The sequence below is a fragment of the Pseudomonas peli genome (assembly GCF_900099645.1).
Classification (GTDB): Bacteria; Pseudomonadota; Gammaproteobacteria; order Pseudomonadales; family Pseudomonadaceae; genus Aquipseudomonas; species Aquipseudomonas peli.
In genome coordinates this window covers 15,988-34,587 of record NZ_FMTL01000003.1, presented here as the reverse complement: position 1 = coordinate 34,587, position 18,600 = coordinate 15,988, and the positions used below count along the sequence as shown (strand labels likewise).

At 57.4% G+C, this 18,600-nt stretch carries 19 protein-coding genes; 16 read left to right on the top strand and 3 right to left on the bottom strand.

The features are described 5' to 3' along the window. Window positions 1-4: 4 nt before the first annotated feature. The 3 genes from recF to dnaA all read right to left on the bottom strand — a co-directional run bounded on the left by recF (window position 5) and on the right by dnaA (window position 3,865). A complete protein-coding gene (gene recF / locus BLO50_RS14705; protein WP_090254208.1) occupies window positions 5-1,108 on the bottom strand; it encodes a DNA replication/repair protein RecF in 1,104 nt (367 codons plus the stop codon). 152 nt (window positions 1,109-1,260) lie between these two features. Next, window positions 1,261-2,364, bottom strand: a complete 1,104-nt coding sequence (gene dnaN / locus BLO50_RS14700) for a DNA polymerase III subunit beta (RefSeq protein ID WP_090254206.1) — start codon at window positions 2,362-2,364, stop codon at window positions 1,261-1,263. Between the two features lie 31 nt (window positions 2,365-2,395). Continuing rightward, a complete protein-coding gene (dnaA, locus tag BLO50_RS14695) occupies window positions 2,396-3,865 on the bottom strand; it encodes a chromosomal replication initiator protein DnaA (protein WP_090255149.1) in 1,470 nt (489 codons plus the stop codon). A gap of 522 nt (window positions 3,866-4,387) precedes the next feature. Here dnaA and rpmH point away from each other — a divergent pair. From rpmH to atpG, 16 genes are all read left to right on the top strand, one after another. After that, a complete protein-coding gene (rpmH, locus tag BLO50_RS14685; protein WP_002551315.1) occupies window positions 4,388-4,522 on the top strand; it encodes a 50S ribosomal protein L34 in 135 nt (44 codons plus the stop codon). An 11-nt stretch (window positions 4,523-4,533) separates the two neighbouring features. Beyond that, a complete protein-coding gene (gene rnpA, locus BLO50_RS14680; protein ID WP_167354470.1) occupies window positions 4,534-4,938 on the top strand; it encodes a ribonuclease P protein component in 405 nt (134 codons plus the stop codon). After that, window positions 4,931-5,176 carry a membrane protein insertion efficiency factor YidD gene (gene yidD / locus BLO50_RS14675; RefSeq protein ID WP_090254202.1) on the top strand — a complete coding sequence of 82 codons (246 nt, stop codon included), beginning with the start codon at window positions 4,931-4,933 and terminating at the stop codon, window positions 5,174-5,176. Before rnpA ends, yidD begins: the two co-directional genes overlap by 8 nt. Before the next feature lie 2 nt (window positions 5,177-5,178). Further along, on the top strand, window positions 5,179-6,930 hold the full coding sequence (gene yidC / locus BLO50_RS14670; protein WP_090254199.1) for a membrane protein insertase YidC: 1,752 nt from the start codon (window positions 5,179-5,181) through the stop codon (window positions 6,928-6,930). Window positions 6,931-7,005: 75 nt separating this feature from the next. Continuing rightward, window positions 7,006-8,373, top strand: coding sequence for a tRNA uridine-5-carboxymethylaminomethyl(34) synthesis GTPase MnmE (gene mnmE, locus BLO50_RS14665; protein WP_090254198.1), 1,368 nt, complete (start codon window positions 7,006-7,008; stop codon window positions 8,371-8,373). A 623-nt stretch (window positions 8,374-8,996) separates the two neighbouring features. Then, on the top strand, window positions 8,997-10,889 hold the full coding sequence (gene mnmG, locus BLO50_RS14660) for a tRNA uridine-5-carboxymethylaminomethyl(34) synthesis enzyme MnmG (protein ID WP_090254195.1): 1,893 nt from the start codon (window positions 8,997-8,999) through the stop codon (window positions 10,887-10,889). Beyond that, window positions 10,889-11,536 carry a 16S rRNA (guanine(527)-N(7))-methyltransferase RsmG gene (gene rsmG, locus BLO50_RS14655; RefSeq protein WP_090254193.1) on the top strand — a complete coding sequence of 216 codons (648 nt, stop codon included), beginning with the start codon at window positions 10,889-10,891 and terminating at the stop codon, window positions 11,534-11,536. The genes mnmG and rsmG overlap by 1 nt, the downstream gene beginning before the upstream one ends. A 13-nt stretch (window positions 11,537-11,549) precedes the next feature. After that, on the top strand, window positions 11,550-12,338 hold the full coding sequence (locus BLO50_RS14650; protein ID WP_090254191.1) for a ParA family protein: 789 nt from the start codon (window positions 11,550-11,552) through the stop codon (window positions 12,336-12,338). A gap of 10 nt (window positions 12,339-12,348) precedes the next feature. Beyond that, window positions 12,349-13,221: a ParB/RepB/Spo0J family partition protein gene (locus BLO50_RS14645; protein WP_090254189.1), complete on the top strand. Its 873-nt coding sequence runs from the start codon at window positions 12,349-12,351 to the stop codon at window positions 13,219-13,221. 157 nt (window positions 13,222-13,378) lie between these two features. Continuing rightward, the gene (locus BLO50_RS14640; protein WP_090254187.1) at window positions 13,379-13,786 is read left to right on the top strand and encodes a F0F1 ATP synthase subunit I; all 408 of its coding nucleotides are present in this window, start codon (window positions 13,379-13,381) and stop codon (window positions 13,784-13,786) included. A gap of 14 nt (window positions 13,787-13,800) precedes the next feature. Then, entirely contained in the window at window positions 13,801-14,670 is an 870-nt protein-coding gene (gene atpB, locus BLO50_RS14635; RefSeq protein WP_090254185.1) for a F0F1 ATP synthase subunit A, read from the top strand. A 116-nt stretch (window positions 14,671-14,786) separates the two neighbouring features. Then, a complete protein-coding gene (atpE, locus tag BLO50_RS14630; RefSeq protein ID WP_003097235.1) occupies window positions 14,787-15,044 on the top strand; it encodes a F0F1 ATP synthase subunit C in 258 nt (85 codons plus the stop codon). 55 nt (window positions 15,045-15,099) lie between these two features. Next, window positions 15,100-15,570 carry a F0F1 ATP synthase subunit B gene (locus BLO50_RS14625; protein WP_090254183.1) on the top strand — a complete coding sequence of 157 codons (471 nt, stop codon included), beginning with the start codon at window positions 15,100-15,102 and terminating at the stop codon, window positions 15,568-15,570. 15 nt (window positions 15,571-15,585) lie between these two features. Continuing rightward, window positions 15,586-16,122: a F0F1 ATP synthase subunit delta gene (locus BLO50_RS14620; RefSeq protein ID WP_090254181.1), complete on the top strand. Its 537-nt coding sequence runs from the start codon at window positions 15,586-15,588 to the stop codon at window positions 16,120-16,122. A gap of 21 nt (window positions 16,123-16,143) precedes the next feature. Further along, complete coding sequence (gene atpA / locus BLO50_RS14615) at window positions 16,144-17,688, top strand: F0F1 ATP synthase subunit alpha (protein ID WP_090254179.1); 1,545 nt, start codon at window positions 16,144-16,146, stop codon at window positions 17,686-17,688. A 50-nt stretch (window positions 17,689-17,738) separates the two neighbouring features. Next, window positions 17,739-18,599, top strand: a complete 861-nt coding sequence (gene atpG / locus BLO50_RS14610; RefSeq protein ID WP_090254176.1) for a F0F1 ATP synthase subunit gamma — start codon at window positions 17,739-17,741, stop codon at window positions 18,597-18,599. The last annotated feature ends 1 nt before the right edge of the window (window position 18,600 follow it).

Here is an 18,600-nt window from a genome sequence, read left to right as displayed (position 1 = left end):
GCCTTCACTCCCGGTGGTCGTGGGTCTGGGTAATGCCACCATGTTCCACGTGGAACATGGCAACTGGCGTATCCGTGCGCCAGCCTTCCCTCAACAATTCATGGTCTACACAGGTGATAAACACCTGGCAGTGCAAGTCTTCCAACAATCGGCACAACGCACGGCGATGCTGTTCATCCAGTTCTGACGGCAGGTCATCCACCAGATAGATGCATTGGCCGTGCTTGGCCTGATTGACTAAATGGCCCTGCGCAATGCGCAGTGCACATACAACTAATTTTTGCTGGCCGCGCGAGAGTATCTCGGCAGCATTATGTGACCCTAAACGCAGCCTTAAATCGGCGCGCTGCGGACCTGCCTGGGTGTGACCGAGTTGCTGATCGCGGGTGAGGGTAGAGGCAAGTACCGTATTGAGCTCGCGCTCTTTATCCCAACCGCGGTAGTAACTGAGGGTCAAACCTTGCAGCTCAACCAGCTCATTCAGGGTGCGCTCGAAAACCGGTTTCAGGGCCTGGATATAGGCACGCCGATAACCGTCTATTTCGTCGCTGGCCAGGCACAACTCTCGGTCCCAGGCCGCCTGCGAAGCGGCGTCAAGTGTACCATGCCGCAGCCATGAGTTCCGCTGACGCAGGGCCTTCTGCAGGCGCTGCCAGGCCGGCAGAAAACGAGGTTCCACGTGGAACACCCCCCAATCGAGAAACTGCCTTCGAATCTTCGGCGCGCCTTCGAGCAGACGAAAGCTGTCCGGGTTGATCAGTTGCAGCGGCAAGGTCTCGGCCAGTTGCGCAGCACTGCGCGCATTCTGCCCATCGATACGAATCTGAAATTCACCCTGACGATCCCGCGAAATACCCAGATTGCTTTGCCGACCATCAGACATCTGTACCTGACCGAAAATCGTGCAGGCGAGCTGATCGTACTGAATAACCGGAAGCAAGCGAGTGCTGCGAAAGGAGCGAGCCAGACCCAGCAAATGAATGGCTTCGAGCAGGCTGGTTTTGCCGCTGCCATTGTCGCCGGAAAGGATGTTGATACGCGGAGAGGGGGAGAGGGTCACCGGGTGCAGATTACGCACCGCGGTGACGGTAAAGCGAGTAAGGGACATTTAACTAACAGACCGTTGTAGAACGTAGCGAGCAAAGGTCAAGCAAGGCGGGATCAGTTGAGGAAGCGGAGTGTACGGGTAGTACATGAGCATTCCGAAACTGACCCCAACGCGGCATGGCCGAGCGTAGTAGTTATTCAACGGTCTGTCGGTTACAGACGCATCGGCATAACCACATAAGAGGAGTCGTCGTTGTCAGCTTCTTGCACCAGGGCACTGCTGTTGGCATCGGAGAGAATCAGACGCACCTGGTCGGTGGTCATCACGCTCAGCACGTCGAGCAGGTAGCTGACGTTAAAACCGATTTCCAACGAGCTGCCGTTGTAGTCCACGGCGATCTCTTCTTCCGCTTCTTCCTGCTCCGGGTTGTTGGCCTGAATTTTCAGCAAGCCAGATTCCAGTTGCAGGCGAATACCGCGGTACTTCTCGTTTGACAGAATCGCGGTACGGCTAAACGCTTCACGCAGGCCCTGACGATCAGCAACCACCAGCTTGTCACCACCACGCGGCAACACACGCTCGTAATCAGGGAACTTGCCGTCGACTAGTTTCGAGGTGAAGGTAAACTCGCCGGTGGTAGCGCGGATGTGGTGCTGACCGAGAACGATGCTCACGCTTCCATCTTGTTCAGTCAGCAGACGAGCCAGTTCGAGAATACCTTTGCGCGGCACGATGACCTGGTGGCGTTCAACCTGCTCAATCGCCGCTTCCATCGAACACATTGCCAGACGGTGACCGTCTGTGGCAACGGCGCGGAGGATGCCGGTCTGCACTTCCAGCAGCATGCCGTTGAGGTAATAGCGCACGTCCTGCTGGGCCATGGCAAAGCTGGTGCGTTCGATCAGGCGGCGCAGTCTGCTTTGTACCAGGCTGAAGGTCAGCGAGCCTGGACCTTCTTCAACAGTGGGAAAATCATTGGCAGGCAGGGTGGACAGGCTGAAACGGCTGCGGCCGGCTTTGACCAGCAGCTTCTGCTCGTCGATACGGATATCGATCAGGGCATCAGCCGGCAGGCTTTTGCAGATGTCCATCAGTTTGCGCGCCGGCACGGTGATCTCACCGGACTCCGCTGGCTCTTCCAGGGTGACACGACCAACCAGCTCGACTTCCAGGTCGGTACCGGTCAGCGAAAGCTGCTGGCCTTCGACCACCAGCAGCACGTTAGAGAGAACCGGCAAGGTCTGACGGCGTTCCACGACGCCGGCGACCAGTTGCAGAGGTTTCAACAAGGCTTCGCGTTGAATGGTGAAATGCATGGTCTAGTCCCTTGCCTAGTGGAGTTGCGTATTAGGTTGTAAGCGTACGCAGCAAATTCTTATAGTCCTCGCGGATGTCCGCGTCGGATTCCTTAAGTTCAGCAATCTTACGGCATGCATGCAATACCGTTGTGTGATCGCGGCCGCCGAAGGCATCACCAATTTCCGGCAGGCTGTGGTTGGTCAGCTCTTTCGACAAGGCCATGGCCACCTGACGCGGGCGCGCGACTGAACGTGAGCGGCGCTTGGACAGCAGATCAGAAATCTTGATCTTGTAGTACTCAGCAACCGTGCGCTGAATATTGTCGATGCTGACCAGCTTGTCCTGCAGGGCCAATAGGTCCTTAAGCGATTCGCGGATCAGCTCGATGGTAATGTCACGGCCCATGAAGTGCGAGTGGGCGATAACGCGCTTCAACGCACCTTCCAGCTCACGCACGTTGGAACGAATACGCTGGGCAATAAAGAAGGCAGCATCATGCGGCAGGTCGACTTTGGCCTGATCAGCCTTCTTCATCAGAATCGCCACGCGGGTTTCCAGTTCAGGCGGCTCGACGGCTACCGTCAGACCCCAACCGAAACGTGACTTGAGGCGTTCTTCCAGGCCTTCGATTTCTTTCGGGTAACGGTCGCTGGTGAGAATCACCTGCTGGCCGCCTTCAAGCAAAGCGTTGAAGGTGTGGAAGAACTCTTCCTGGGAACGCTCTTTCTTGGCGAAGAATTGAATGTCATCGATTAGCAATGCGTCTACCGAACGGTAGAAGCGCTTAAACTCGTTGATGGCGTTCAGCTGCAAGGCCTTGACCATGTCCGCGACGAAACGCTCGGAATGCAGGTACACCACCTTGGCATTCGGGTTCTTCGCCAGCAGATGGTTACCCACTGCATGCATTAAGTGAGTCTTACCCAAGCCCACGCCGCCATAAAGGAACAGCGGGTTGTAACCGTGCTTTGGGTTGTCCGCAACCTGCCAGGCCGCTGCGCGGGCCAGCTGGTTGGATTTACCTTCGACGAAGTTATCAAAGGTAAAGGTGCGATTCAGGTAACTGGTGTGTTTCAACCCGCCTTCAACCTGCACCGAACGCTCAGTACGCGCTGGAGCCTGCTGGCTGGCGGCACCGGCCATAGGGTCAAAGCTCGCGCGCGAGGGTTCTGCCTGCGCGGTAGTAGTTGCTGCTGTGTTGACTGCAGCAGGTGCTGGCGTGCTCGGCGCAGCTGACGGGGTACTTACGGCTGCCGCGCGCGGTGTCGAGCTGCGTTTGCTACCTATTAATAAGGAGAGCGCCGGAACCAGACCGTTGGTCCGTTCGGTGAGTAACTCGAGCAAACGGCTGAGGTACTTCTCATTAACCCAGTCGAGGACAAAACGATTCGGCGCATAGACGCGGAGCTCATCGCCTTCGGCTTCGACCTGCAGTGGACGGATCCAGGTGTTGAATTGCTGAGCAGGCAGCTCATCGCGCAGAAGCTCGACGCACTGCTGCCAAAGTTCCACGGACACGGACATCCCCTAAATCGCAAGGCGCGAGGCAAAAAACAGCCATCATTGTAGCCGCCGAGGCTTGAGTTATCCACATGTAAGCTTGCTTATGCGCAAGGAAAATCAACGTGTTAATAGCGATCAAGGCTTATAAGGAAGGTGGGATAAGGGCTGTGGATAACCACCCGCAAGCTCATTGGATAAACCAGGGTAAAACCCGGTGGAAAACCCTGCTGTGGGTAAAATGGCATTCCATCCTCAGCTTGTGCGCTGCTTCCACACAGTTGCAGCACGCCTTTTCGACAGACTTACTCTTGGCTGAACAGCTCTAATCTGTTGGCCTTCAGGTACTTATGCACAGATCAATGGCCAGCTAATAGCTACTAACATTACTAAACATCTTTAAATATTCTCTTCTTTATATTTCTTTATGCAGGAAAAGACTGGTTGGAAATTGACCTGACCCTCGGGTTTCTCTAGAATTGCCGGTCTCTTAAAACGGGGGCCATTCCGGCCCGTAGTCGACCACCCAGGTACCGCACCATGAAACGTACTTTCCAACCCAGCACTATCAAACGCGCTCGCACCCACGGTTTCCGTGCTCGTATGGCCACCAAGAACGGCCGTGCTGTCCTGTCGCGTCGCCGCGCCAAGGGCCGTAAGCGTCTCGCCGTCTAAATTTCGGTCTTGTGGTGAGTCGAGACTTCAGTCGGGAAAAGCGTCTGCTAACCCCCCGACAATTCAAGGCAGTCTTCGACTCCCCTAGCGGCAAAGCTCCGGGCAAAAATGTCCTGCTGCTCGCGCGCAACAACGAACTTGATCACCCCCGTCTGGGATTGGTGATCGGCAAGAAGAGCGTAAAGCTCTCGGTTGAGCGCAATCGCCTGAAGCGCCAAATCCGCGAATCGTTCCGTCTCAATCAGGACAACCTGGTGGGATGGGACATCGTGGTCGTTGCGCGTAAAGGCCTTGGTGATCTGGAAAATATCGAACTGGCTCGCCAGTTTGGCAAACTCTGGAAACGCCTCGAACGCAGCAAGCCAAGCCCGGAAACCGTCGCAACACCCGGGGTGAACGACAGTCCCCATGCGTAAACTGGCTTTGCTTCCCATCCAGTTCTACCGCTACGCCATCAGCCCCTTGATGGCCAGTCACTGTCGTTTCTACCCAAGCTGTTCTTGCTACGCGCTTGAAGCCATTGAACATCATGGCGTCATGCGCGGTGGCTGGCTGACCCTGCGTCGGCTTGGCCGCTGTCACCCGTGGAATCCCGGTGGCTACGACCCGGTTCCCTGCGTGAAAACCTCCCGTTCCTCTTCGATGGCCGAATAATCATGGATATTCAACGCTCGATCCTGATCGTCGCCCTGGCAATCGTGTCCTATATGATGGTTCTCCAGTGGAACCAGGACTACGGTCAAGCTGCCCTGCCGACAGAAATTGCTGCGACCAGCAGCACTGTACCCGGCTTGCCGGATACCACTGCCGCGACCTCAACCCCAGCAGGCGGCGATGATATTCCGAGCGCCACCACTGCCGTTGAGCCCAGCGCCATCAGTGCCGCACCTGCTGCTGCCAGTGATGAGCTGATTCGCGTGAAGACCGATGTACTGGATCTGGCCATCGACCCGCGCGGTGGTGATGTGGTGCAACTGCGTTTGCCGCAATACCCACGTCGTCAGGATCGTCCGGATGTACCTTTCCAGTTGTTCGACAACGGCGGCGAGCGTACCTACCTGGCGCAGAGCGGTTTGATCGGCAGCAATGCACCGGACAAATCCAGCGGTCGTGCCCTGTGGAGCAGCGAGCAGAAGAGCTATGAACTGGCCGACGGTCAGGATCAGCTGCAGGTTGACCTCAAACTCAGCGAAGACGGCGTCAACTACATCAAGCGCTTCACCTTCAAGCGTGGTCTGAACGCTGAATGTGCGGCCAAAGACCAACAGCAGAAGAAACCCGGCTGCGTTGATCCTGCGTCCTATCAGGTGACTGTCAGCTACCTGATCGACAACCAGAGTGGTCAGGCCTGGAGCGGCAACATGTTTGCCCAGCTCAAGCGTGATGGCAGCGACGATCCGTCCTCCACCACCGCGACCGGCACTGCGACCTACCTCGGTGGCGCACTGTGGACTAGCGAAGAGCCGTACAAAAAAGTGTCGATGAAAGACATCGACAAACAAGCCTTCAAAGAAACCGTTCAAGGAGGCTGGGTTGCCTGGCTACAGCATTACTTCGTCACTGCCTGGATTCCAAGCAAAGACAGCACTAACCAAGTACAGACCCGTAAAGACAGCCAAGGCAACTACATTGTCGGCTTTACCGGCCCGGCCATTCAGGTTGCTGCCGGCGCTCAAGGTGAAACCAGTGCAGTTCTGTATGCCGGCCCGAAGCTACAAGGCCATCTGAAGACGCTGTCTCCAGGTCTTGAGCTGACTGTCGACTACGGCATTCTGTGGTTCTTGGCTCAGCCGATCTTCTGGCTGCTGGAAGTTATCCACAACCTGCTGGGTAACTGGGGCTGGTCGATCATCATGTTGACCGTGATCATCAAGCTGATCTTCTTCCCGTTGTCTGCTGCCAGCTACAAATCCATGGCGCGCATGCGTGCCGTGGCACCGAAACTCGCTCAGCTGAAAGAGCAGTTCGGTGACGATCGCCAGAAGATGTCTCAGGCGATGATGGAGCTGTACAAGAAAGAGAAGATCAATCCGCTGGGCGGTTGCTTGCCGATCCTGGTGCAGATGCCGGTATTCCTTGCGCTCTACTGGGTGCTGCTGGAATCCGTGGAAATGCGCCAAGCACCATGGCTGCTGTGGATAACCGACCTGGCGATCAAGGACCCGTACTTCATCCTGCCGATCATCATGGGCGCGACCATGTTTATCCAGCAGCAGCTCAACCCAACGCCGCCGGACCCGATGCAAGCCAAGGTACTGAAAATGATGCCGATCATTTTCACCTTCTTCTTCCTCTGGTTCCCGGCTGGTCTGGTGCTGTACTGGGTGGTGAACAACGTCTTGTCCATCGCCCAGCAGTGGTACATTACCCGCAAGATCGAAGCCGCAGCCAAGGCCGCAGACGCCTAAGCAGTGATTGCTTCTAAGCTGTAACAAACGCCCCTTTTCAGGGGCGTTTTGCTATGTCGTATTCAGGAGAAGCGCATGCCCCCCGTTGTTGAAACCATTGCCGCCGTCGCCACCGCCCAGGGCCGGGGTGGCGTTGGCATCGTGCGTGTTTCCGGGCCGCTGGCCGGCACATTGGCGCAGGCGATCTGCCAACGCGAGTTGCAACCACGCTACGCCCATTATGGGCCGTTCTTCGCCGACGCCAAGCAAGTGCTGGATGAAGGCCTGGCCCTGTACTTCCCTGGCCCCAACTCCTTTACCGGTGAAGATGTGCTGGAACTGCAGGGCCATGGCGGACCGGTGGTGCTCGATCTGCTGCTGCGCCGCTGTGTACAACTCGGCGCACGCCTGGCGCGTCCTGGTGAATTCAGCGAGCGCGCGTTTCTCAATGACAAACTCGACCTGGCACAGGCTGAGGCGATTGCCGACCTGATCGAAGCCAGCTCCGAGCAGGCCGCTCGCAATGCCCTGCGCTCGCTGCAAGGCGAGTTCTCGCGTCGCGTGCATGGCCTGACCGAGCGGTTGATCAGCCTGCGTATCTATGTAGAAGCGGCCATCGACTTCCCCGAAGAGGAAATCGACTTTCTCGCCGATGGCCATGTACTCAGCCTGCTCGATGGCGTGCGTGCCGAACTAGCGGGGGTGCTGCGTGAGGCCGGCCAAGGGGCTCTGCTGCGCGACGGCATGACGGTGGTGATCGCCGGTCGCCCCAATGCGGGTAAGTCCAGCCTGCTCAACGCCCTGGCCGGTCGCGAGGCAGCGATCGTCACCGAGATAGCCGGCACCACTCGCGACGTGCTGCGCGAACATATCCACATCGATGGCATGCCGTTGCACGTGGTGGATACTGCCGGCCTGCGTGATACCGAGGATCAGGTCGAGCGCATCGGCGTCGAGCGTGCGCTGAAAGCCATTGGTGAAGCAGACCGCATCCTGCTGGTGGTGGATGCCACAGCCCCCGAAGCCGATGACCCCTTTGCCCTGTGGCCGGAGTTTCTCGACCAACGCCCTGATCCGTCCAAGGTCACCCTGATCCGCAACAAGGCTGACCTATCCGGCGAGTCAGTGGTGCTGGAAGTCTGCAATGACGGCCACGTCACCATCAGCCTGTCCGCCAAATCCACCGAGGGCCTGGACCTGCTGAGGGAACACCTCAAGGCCTGTATGGGTTATGAACAGACCTCAGAGAGCAGCTTTAGTGCGCGCCGACGCCACCTGGAAGCGCTACGCCAGGCCTCTACACATCTGGAACACGGCCATGCTCAGCTGACCCTGGCCGGCGCTGGCGAACTGCTAGCTGAAGACCTGCGCATGGCTCAGCAAGCCTTGGGTGAAATCACCGGGGCGTTCAGTTCCGATGACCTGCTGGGGCGGATCTTTTCCAGTTTCTGCATCGGTAAATAGGCTGGGCGGCACACGCCGTCTCACCTGCCAACGCATCGCCTAATCCATCAGCTGCACACTATTTCTGATGGATTAGGCGCACCGAATCGTCCGCTGAATCTGCAATTACTCTCTACGCCACCCCATCCGACGTCCTGAAATTCCAACTTATGCCATTCAGGCAGGCCTCCGCTTGGATGCAATAACTACGTCCAGCCACTTATTTATCCACCTAAGCCCTGTGGAAAACCCGGCCTAAGCCCTGCCTATAACCCGGTGATAAAACAGAGGATAACTGCCACTGTGGATAACCATGCATTTCATCCACAGCTTGCGTACGGCAACTGAACAGGCAGATGGCAGGATCAGCACAGACTTTTTAAACGCTGTAAGCATTGAATCCATTGACCTGTAGCGATCTATCCACAGAAAAGCCGTTGCTAAGTAATAAACATATAAACAAGGCTTTATAAAAATTCTCTCTTTTATTCTTTATTAACCGACACACCCGAACAGCGTCCGAGCAAGCTGGCTATTTTTTGTGCAAAAGGCTTCTTTCACACCGGCTAAATCCCTATACTTGCCGCCTTTCCCGCTTTTCAACCCAAAAAGCCCCCCATTTCTCAACAGGCACGAGGTGCGTGGTGGATTTCCCTTCCCGTTTTCAGGTGATCGTCATCGGCGGCGGTCATGCCGGTACCGAAGCTGCATTGGCAGCTGCACGCATGGGGGTAAAAACCCTGCTGCTGACCCATAACGTGGAAACACTCGGGCAGATGAGCTGCAACCCTGCGATTGGCGGGATCGGCAAGAGTCATCTAGTCAAGGAAATCGACGCCCTCGGCGGCGCCATGGCTGAAGCCACCGACAAAGGTGGTATCCAGTTCCGTGTTCTGAACAGCCGCAAGGGCCCAGCAGTACGCGCCACTCGCGCCCAGGCTGATCGCGTGCTGTACAAAGCCGCGATTCGCGAAACATTGGAAAACCAGGCCAACCTGTGGATATTTCAGCAGGCAGCTGATGACCTGATCGTAGAAAACGACGAAGTCAAAGGCGTAGTCACCCAGATGGGCCTGCGTTTCCTTGCAGATTCCGTGGTGTTAACCACTGGCACCTTCCTCGGTGGACTTATCCACATAGGCCTGCAGAATTACTCCGGCGGCCGCGCTGGCGACCCACCTTCGATTGCCTTGGCACAACGTCTACGCGAGCTGCCGCTGCGCGTCGGTCGCCTGAAAACCGGCACGCCGCCACGCATCGACGGCCGTTCGGTGGATTTCTCGGTGATGACCGAGCAGCCAGGGGATACGCCAACGCCGCTGATGTCCTTCCTCGGTCGCGCGGAACAGCAACCGCGCCAGGTCAGCTGCTGGATCACTCACACCAACGCGCGTACCCACGAAATCATTGCGGCCAACCTCGACCGTTCGCCGATGTATTCGGGCGTGATCGAAGGTGTCGGCCCGCGCTATTGCCCGTCGATCGAAGACAAGATCCACCGCTTCGCCGACAAAGACAGCCATCAGGTATTTATCGAGCCCGAAGGCCTGAATACCCATGAGCTGTATCCGAATGGCATCTCCACCTCGTTGCCGTTCGATGTGCAATTGCAGATCGTGCGCAGCATCCGTGGCATGGAGAACGCGCATATCGTGCGTCCCGGCTACGCCATCGAGTACGACTACTTCGACCCGCGTGATCTGAAATACAGCCTGGAAACCAAGGTGATTGCCGGGCTGTTCTTCGCCGGCCAGATCAATGGCACCACCGGTTACGAAGAAGCCGGTGCGCAAGGTTTGCTCGCGGGTTGCAACGCCGCATTGCGCGCCCAGGGCAAGGACAGCTGGTGCCCGCGTCGCGACGAGGCCTACATCGGCGTGCTGGTCGACGACCTGATTACCTTGGGTACCCAGGAGCCGTACCGCATGTTCACTTCGCGCGCCGAATACCGGCTGATCCTGCGTGAAGACAACGCCGACCTGCGCCTGACCGAGAAAGGCCGCGAGCTGGGTCTGGTCGATGATGTGCGCTGGGCCGCGTTCGAAACCAAGCGCGAAGCCATCGTGCAGGAAGAACAGCGCCTGAAAAGCACCTGGGTACGCCCGGGTACGACTCAAGGCGATGCGATTGCCGCCCACTTCGGCACGCCGCTGACCCACGAATACAACCTGCTCAACCTGCTGGCCCGCCCGGAAATCGATTACGCCGGGCTGGTGACCATCACCGGCGGTGGCGCGCAGGACCCGCAGGTGGCCGAGCAGGTCGAGATCAAGACCAAGTACGCCGGTTATATCGACCGCCAGCAGGACGAAATCGCCCGCCTGCGCGCCAGTGAAGACACCAAGCTGCCGCTCGATATCGACTACGCCGGGATTTCCGGCTTGTCCAAGGAAATCCAGCACAAACTTGGTAACAACCGCCCGGAAACCCTTGGCCAGGCCTCGCGGATTCCCGGCGTCACCCCGGCAGCGATTTCCCTGCTGCTGATCCACCTGAAAAAGCGCACTGCCGGTCAGCAGTTGGAGCACAGCGCCTGATGTCGTTGGTAACCGCACGTCACGCCGAAGAATTGAGTCAGGGCGCTCTTGAGCTGGGTGTTGAACTCAGCCTACAGCAGCACGAGCAGTTGCTGGCCTACCTGGCCCTGCTGATCAAGTGGAATAAGGCTTACAACCTCACCGCAGTACGCGATCCCAATGAAATGGTTTCGCGCCATTTGCTCGACAGCCTGTCAGTAGTGCCTTTTGTCACCGAGGCTGGGGATAACTGGCTGGACGTCGGCAGCGGCGGCGGCATGCCCGGTATTCCCCTGGCCATCCTGTTTCCTGAGCGGCAGTTCACCCTGCTGGATTCCAACGGCAAGAAAACCCGCTTCCTGACTCAGGTGAAGCTGGAGTTGAAACTGGCCAACGTGCAAGTTATCCACAGCCGTGTCGAAGAGTTCACCCCGGCTGTGCCGTTCAGCGGTATTTGCTCACGGGCGTTCAGCTCGCTGGAAGACTTCAGCAACTGGACCCGGCACCTAGGAAACGGCGATACGCGGTGGCTGGCGATGAAAGGCGTACACCCGGATGACGAGCTGCAGGCCCTGCCAGCGGACTTTCGTCTCACCGCCACCCATGTACTCAAGGTTCCCGGTTGCCAAGGTCAGCGCCATCTGCTGATACTGCGTCGCTCGGCTTAGGGGGAACGGCAGCATGGCTAAGGTATTCGCAATCGCTAACCAGAAAGGCGGCGTGGGCAAAACCACCACCTGCATCAATCTGGCTGCCTCGCTGGTGGCAACCAAGCGCCGTGTGCTGCTGATCGACCTCGACCCCCAGGGCAACGCGACCATGGGCAGTGGTGTGGATAAACACGGCCTTGAGCATTCGATCTACGACGTGCTGATCGGCGAATGCAACCTGGTCGATGCCATGCAGTTCTCCGAGCACGGCGGCTATCAGCTGCTGCCGGCCAACCGGGACCTGACCGCCGCCGAAGTCTCCCTGCTGGAAATGAAAATGAAGGAAAGCCGCCTGCGTTATGCGTTGGCGCCAATCCGCGAGAATTACGATTACATCCTCATCGACTGCCCACCGGCACTGTCGATGTTGACGATCAACGCCCTGGTGGCCGCTGATGGGGTGATCATCCCTATGCAATGCGAGTACTACGCGCTGGAAGGCTTGAGTGATTTGGTCAACAGCATTCAGCGCATCGCCGAGATCCTTAATCCCAAGCTGAAGATCGAGGGCTTGCTGCGCACCATGTATGACCCGCGCATCAGCCTGACCAACGATGTGTCGGCGCAGCTCAAGCAGCATTTCCCTGACCAGCTCTACGACGTGGTCATCCCGCGTAACGTGCGTCTGGCCGAGGCGCCAAGCTTTGGCATGCCGGCGCTGGTGTATGACAAGCAATCCCGTGGTGCCATTGCCTACCTGGCGCTGGCCGGCGAATTGGTCCGCCGCCAGCGCGCAAGTGCCCACACCGCAACCGCATAAGGAAATACCCATGGCTGTGAAAAAACGAGGACTGGGACGCGGTCTGGATGCCCTGCTGGGCGGCACCAGTGTCAGCGCCTTGCAGGAAGAGGCCGCGCAGGTCGACAGCCGTGAACTGCAATACGTGCCCCTGGACCTGATCCAGCGCGGCAAATACCAGCCGCGCCGCGACATGGACGCCACAGCCCTAGAAGAACTGGCGCAGTCGATCAAGGCCCACGGCGTGATGCAGCCGATTGTGGTGCGGCCGATTGGCGAAGGACGTTTCGAGATCGTTGCCGGTGAACGCCGCTGGCGTGCCAGTCAGCAAGCTGGTCTGGACAAGATCCCGGCCATGGTTCGCGAGCTGCCGGATGAAGCCGCCATTGCCATGGCCCTGATTGAGAACATCCAGCGTGAAGACCTCAACCCCATCGAAGAAGCCATGGCGTTGCAGCGTCTGCAGCAAGAGTTCCAGCTGACTCAACAGCAGGTCGCCGATGCTGTGGGTAAATCGCGGGTCACCATCAGCAACCTGCTGCGGCTGATTGCCTTGCCGGAAGAGATCAAAACCCTGCTGTCCCATGGCGATCTGGAAATGGGTCATGCCCGTGCGTTGCTCGGCCTACCCGCTGAACAGCAGACTGAAGGTGCGCGACATGTTGTCGCACGCGGCCTCACTGTGCGCCAAACCGAAGCACTGGTGCGTCAGTGGTTGAACAGCAAAGAGAAGCCAGCAGCAGTGGCTAAAGTTGATCCGGACATCACCCGTCTAGAACAGCGCCTGGCTGAGCGCCTGGGCTCGCCAGTGCAGATCAAGCACGGGCAGAAAGGCAAAGGCCAGCTGGTGATCAGCTACAGCTCGCTGGACGAACTGCAGGGCGTACTCGCCCACATTCGCTGAAACAATTGAGCGTGTAGCGACTAGTCGGAAATCACTACCCGACAGTTGAATGGGGGGGGAAGCACCCCTATACTCTGCGCGCATTTCGTCGGCACAAAGTATGCCAAGTTATTGATTTCAGGTGCCGACGCCCGAGTTCAGCTTTCAGGAAAACAAGATGGACGTTCGCACGCCGAATCGCCTGCCCTTCCATCGTTTAGCTGTTTTCCCGGTATTGCTGGTGCAACTGCTGGTACTGCTGTTGCTGGCCCTGGTGTTGTGGCAGTGGCAAAGCCCAGTAGCAGGCTACTCCGGGTTGTGTGGTGGCCTGATTGCCTGGCTGCCGAATCTGTACTTTGCCCACAAGGCGTTCCGTTTCAGTGGAGCGCGGGCTGCTCAAGCCATCGTCCGGTCTTTTTATGCCGGTGAGGCGGGCAAACTGGTTTTAACGGCAGTGCTGTTTGCACTGACTTTTGCAGGTGTGAAACCTCTGGAACCGCTGGCTGTATTTGGCGTGTTCGTCCTGACCCAGTTGGTCAATTGGTTTTCGCCTTTGCTGATGAAAACAAGATTTTTAAGACCTTAGCGCTCGAGGGATATATGGCAGCAGCAGAAACCGCTTCGGGTTATATCCAGCACCACTTGACCAACCTGACCTATGGTCAGCACCCGGTCAACGGCTGGAGTTTCGCCCACAACGCAAAAGAAGCTCAGGAAATGGGCTTCTGGGCATTTCACGTCGACACCCTAGCGGTGTCTGTCGTGTTGGGCCTGTTCTTCATCCTGCTGTTCTGTGCCGCTGCTAAACGCGCCACTTCCGGGCAACCAGGCAAGCTGCAGAACTTCGTTGAAGTCCTGGTCGAGTTCGTTGACGGCAGCGTCAAGGACACCTTCCACGGCCGCAACGCGCTGATCGCACCGCTGGGTCTGACCATCTTCGTCTGGGTTTTCCTGATGAACTTTATGGACTTGATCCCGGTAGATTGGTTGCCAATGCTGGCGGCAAAAATTTCCGGCGACCCGCACCTGTACTTCCGCGTCGTACCGACCACTGATCCAAACGCTACCCTGGGCTTGGCCCTGTCGGTATTTGCCCTGATTCTGTACTACAGCATCAAGGTCAAAGGCATTGGTGGTTTCATCGGCGAGCTGACCCTGCACCCGTTCGGCAGCAAGAACGTGTTCGTTCAAGCCCTGCTGATTCCGGTCAACTTCCTGCTTGAATTCGTGACCCTGATCGCCAAGCCGATTTCCCTGGCACTGCGTCTGTTCGGCAACCTGTATGCCGGCGAGTTGATCTTTATCCTCATCGCGATCATGTTTGGCGGCGGTTTGCTGCTGGGCGCGCTGGGTATTGCCCTGCAGTGGGCGTGGGCTGTGTTCCACATCCTGATCATCGTGCTGCAGGCGTTCATCTTCATGATGCTGACCATCGTCTACCTGTCGATGGCGCACGAAGACAACCACTAAGAGCGCTTAGGCGCTCGCAGTGGACGCCCGCAAGGGCAACCAGAAGTACCGATTTTGCTTTACCGCTTTACCTTAGAAAACCTTAACCAATACGACATAAAAAGTCGGGAGGAAAGATGGAAACTGTAGTTGGTCTGACCGCTATCGCTGTAGCACTGCTGATTGGCCTGGGTGCCCTGGGTACCGCCATTGGTTTCGGCCTGCTGGGCGGCAAGTTCCTGGAAGGCGCTGCGCGTCAGCCAGAAATGGTTCCGATGCTGCAAGTGAAAATGTTCATCGTCGCCGGTCTGCTCGACGCCGTGACCATGATCGGTGTTGGTATCGCACTGTTCTTCACCTTCGCGAACCCTTTCGTTGGTCAAATCGCAGGCTAATTCACTCGTTTTGAGTGAATTGGTTTGATGGACAACGAACGAGCGAGGTGTTGGCGTGAACATTAATGCAACCCTGATTGGCCAGTCCGTTGCCTTCTTCATCTTCGTGCTGTTCTGCATGAAGTACGTGTGGCCTCCGGTCATTACGGCTTTGCAAGAACGTCAGAAGAAGATCGCAGACGGCCTGGACGCTGCTAGCCGTGCGGCTCGTGACCTGGAGTTGGCCCAAGAGAAAGTGGGTCAGCAACTGCGCGAAGCCAAAGGCCAAGCAGCCGAGATCATTGAGCAAGCCAAGAAACGCGGTACCCAGATCGTCGACGAAGCCCGTGAACAGGCCCGCGTTGAAGCTGACCGTGTGAAGGCCCAGGCTCTGGCTGAGATCGAGCAGGAACTGAATGGTGTCAAAGACGCGCTGCGTGCCCAACTGGGTAGCCTGGCCGTTAGCGGTGCCGAGAAGATCCTGGGCGCATCTATCGACCAAAACGCGCATGCGGAGCTGGTTTCCAAACTGGCAGCCGAAATTTAAGCGAGGGGCGCGATCATGGCAGAACTGACCACGCTGGCCCGACCTTACGCTAAGGCTGCTTTTGAGCACGCCCAGGCCCACCAGCAGCTGGCCAATTGGTCAGCCATGCTCGGCCTGGCTGCAGCGGTGTCGCAAGACGACACCATGCAACGCGTGCTTAAGACTCCGCGTTTGACGAGTACAGACAAGGCCACCACGTTCATTGACGTGTGTGGTGACAAGTTCGACGCCCAGGTACGCAATTTCATTCATATCGTCGCTGAAAACGATCGTCTGGCTTTATTGCCACAGATCGTTGAACTGTTCGAGCTGTACAAAGCCGAGCAGGAAAAGTCGATCGACGTGGACGTTACCAGTGCCTTCGCATTGAGCGATGAACAGCAAGACAAACTCGCCAAGGTTCTCAGTGCACGGCTCGGCCGAGAAGTGCGTCTGCACGCCGCGGAGGATGCCACCCTTATCGGTGGTGTCGTGATCCGCGCCGGCGACCTGGTTATCGATGGCTCAGTTCGCGGCAAAATCGCGAAGCTGGCCGAAGCATTGAAATCTTGAGTTTGAAGGGGCAGCAGAGCTATGCAGCAACTCAATCCTTCCGAAATAAGTGAAATCATCAAGGGGCGTATCGAGAATCTCGATGTCGCCTCTCAAGCCCGTAACGAAGGCACTGTCGTCAGCGTATCTGACGGTATCGTGCGTATTCACGGTCTCGCCGACGTAATGTACGGCGAAATGATCGAGTTCCCGGGCGGCGTCTACGGTATGGCACTGAACCTGGAGCAAGACTCCGTTGGTGCTGTTGTGCTGGGTGCTTACACCAGCCTTGCCGAAGGCATGAGCGCCAAGTGCACCGGCCGTATCCTCGAAGTTCCGGTTGGTCCGGAACTGCTGGGTCGCGTTGTCGATGCACTGGGTAACCCAATTGACGGCAAAGGCCCGCTGAACAACGTCGCTACCGACGCTGTTGAAAAGGTTGCGCCTGGCGTGATCTGGCGTAAGTCGGTCGACCAGCCGGTGCAAACCGGTTACAAGTCGGTCGATGCCATGATCCCGGTTGGCCGTGGCCAGCGTGAGCTGATCATCGGTGACCGTCAGATCGGTAAAACCGCTCTGGCCATCGACGCCATCATCAACCAGAAGAACAGCGGCATTAAGTGCGTCTACGTAGCCATTGGTCAGAAGCAATCGACCATCGCCAACGTGGTACGCAAGCTGGAAGAAAACGGCGCGTTGGCTAACACCATCGTTGTCGCGGCTTCCGCTTCCGAATCCGCTGCTCTGCAGTTCATTGCACCGTACGCCGGTTGCACCATGGGCGAATACTTCCGCGACCGCGGTGAAGACGCGCTGATCGTTTATGACGATCTGTCCAAGCAAGCAGTGGCTTATCGCCAGATTTCCCTGCTGCTGCGCCGTCCGCCAGGCCGTGAAGCCTACCCAGGCGACGTGTTCTATCTCCACAGCCGTCTGCTGGAGCGCGCTTCCCGCGTTTCCGAAGAGTACGTTGAGAAGTTCACCAATGGCGCAGTGACTGGCAAAACCGGTTCCCTGACCGCTCTGCCGATCATTGAAACCCAGGCGGGCGACGTTTCCGCGTTCGTTCCGACCAACGTGATCTCGATCACCGACGGTCAGATCTTCCTGGAATCGGCCATGTTCAACTCGGGTATCCGTCCTGCGGTCAACGCCGGTATTTCGGTATCCCGCGTGGGTGGTGCTGCACAGACCAAGATCATCAAGAAGCTTTCCGGTGGTATCCGTACCGCTCTGGCTCAGTACCGTGAACTGGCAGCATTCGCCCAGTTTGCTTCTGACCTGGACGAAGCCACTCGTAAGCAACTTGAGCACGGTCAGCGCGTTACTGAGCTGATGAAGCAGAAGCAATATGCGCCAATGTCGATCGCTGACATGTCGCTGTCGCTGTATGCCGCCGAGCGTGGTTTCCTGGTCGATATCGAAGTCGCCAAGATTGGTGCATTCGAGCAGGCCCTGATTGCTTACTTCAACCGGGATCACGCCGCACTGCTGGCGAAGATCAACGAGAAGGGTGACTTTAACGACGAAATCGACGCTGGCCTGAAAGCCGGTATCGAGAAGTTCAAGGCCACCCAAACCTGGTAAGCCGCAGCGGGGGCCGTGAGGTCCCCGCTTGCTAACCCGATAGGTGTCAAATGGCAGGCGCAAAAGAGATTCGCAGCAAGATTGCGAGCATCAAAAGCACGCAGAAGATCACCAGCGCCATGGAAAAGGTGGCGGTCAGCAAAATGCGCAGAGCACAAATGCGCATGGCTGCTAGCCGTCCCTACGCGGAGCGTATCCGCCAGGTGATTGGTCATCTGGCCAACGCCAACCCGGAATACCGTCACCCGTTCATGATCGAGCGCGAAGTTAAGCGCGTAGGTTATATCGTGGTGAGCTCGGACCGTGGTCTGTGTGGTGGTCTGAACACCAACCTGTTCAAGGCTCTGGTCAAAGACATGGCGAGCAATCGCGAGCAAGGCGTGGAGATTGATCTCTGCGTAGTTGGCAGCAAAGGCGCGGCGTTCTTCCGCAACTTTGGTGGCAACATCGTTGCTGCGATCAGCCACCTGGGCGAAGAACCGTCGATCAATGATCTGATTGGTAGCGTCAAGGTAATGCTCGATGCCTACCTCGATGGTCGCATCGATCGTTTGTCCGTGGTCTCGAACAAGTTCATCAATACCATGACGCAAAAGCCGACAGTGGAGCAGTTGATTCCGCTGGTGGCCGATCCGGATAAAGAACTCAAGCACCACTGGGATTACCTGTACGAACCCGACGCCAAAGAGCTGCTCGACGGCTTGATGGTGCGTTATGTGGAGTCGCAGGTTTACCAGGCAGTGGTTGAGAACAACGCGGCTGAACAAGCGGCCCGGATGATCGCAATGAAGAACGCCACCGACAACGCTGGCGATATCATCAAAGACCTGCAGTTGGTTTACAACAAGGCTCGTCAGGCAGCGATCACCCAGGAAATTTCGGAAATCGTCGGCGGCGCTGCCGCGGTTTAAG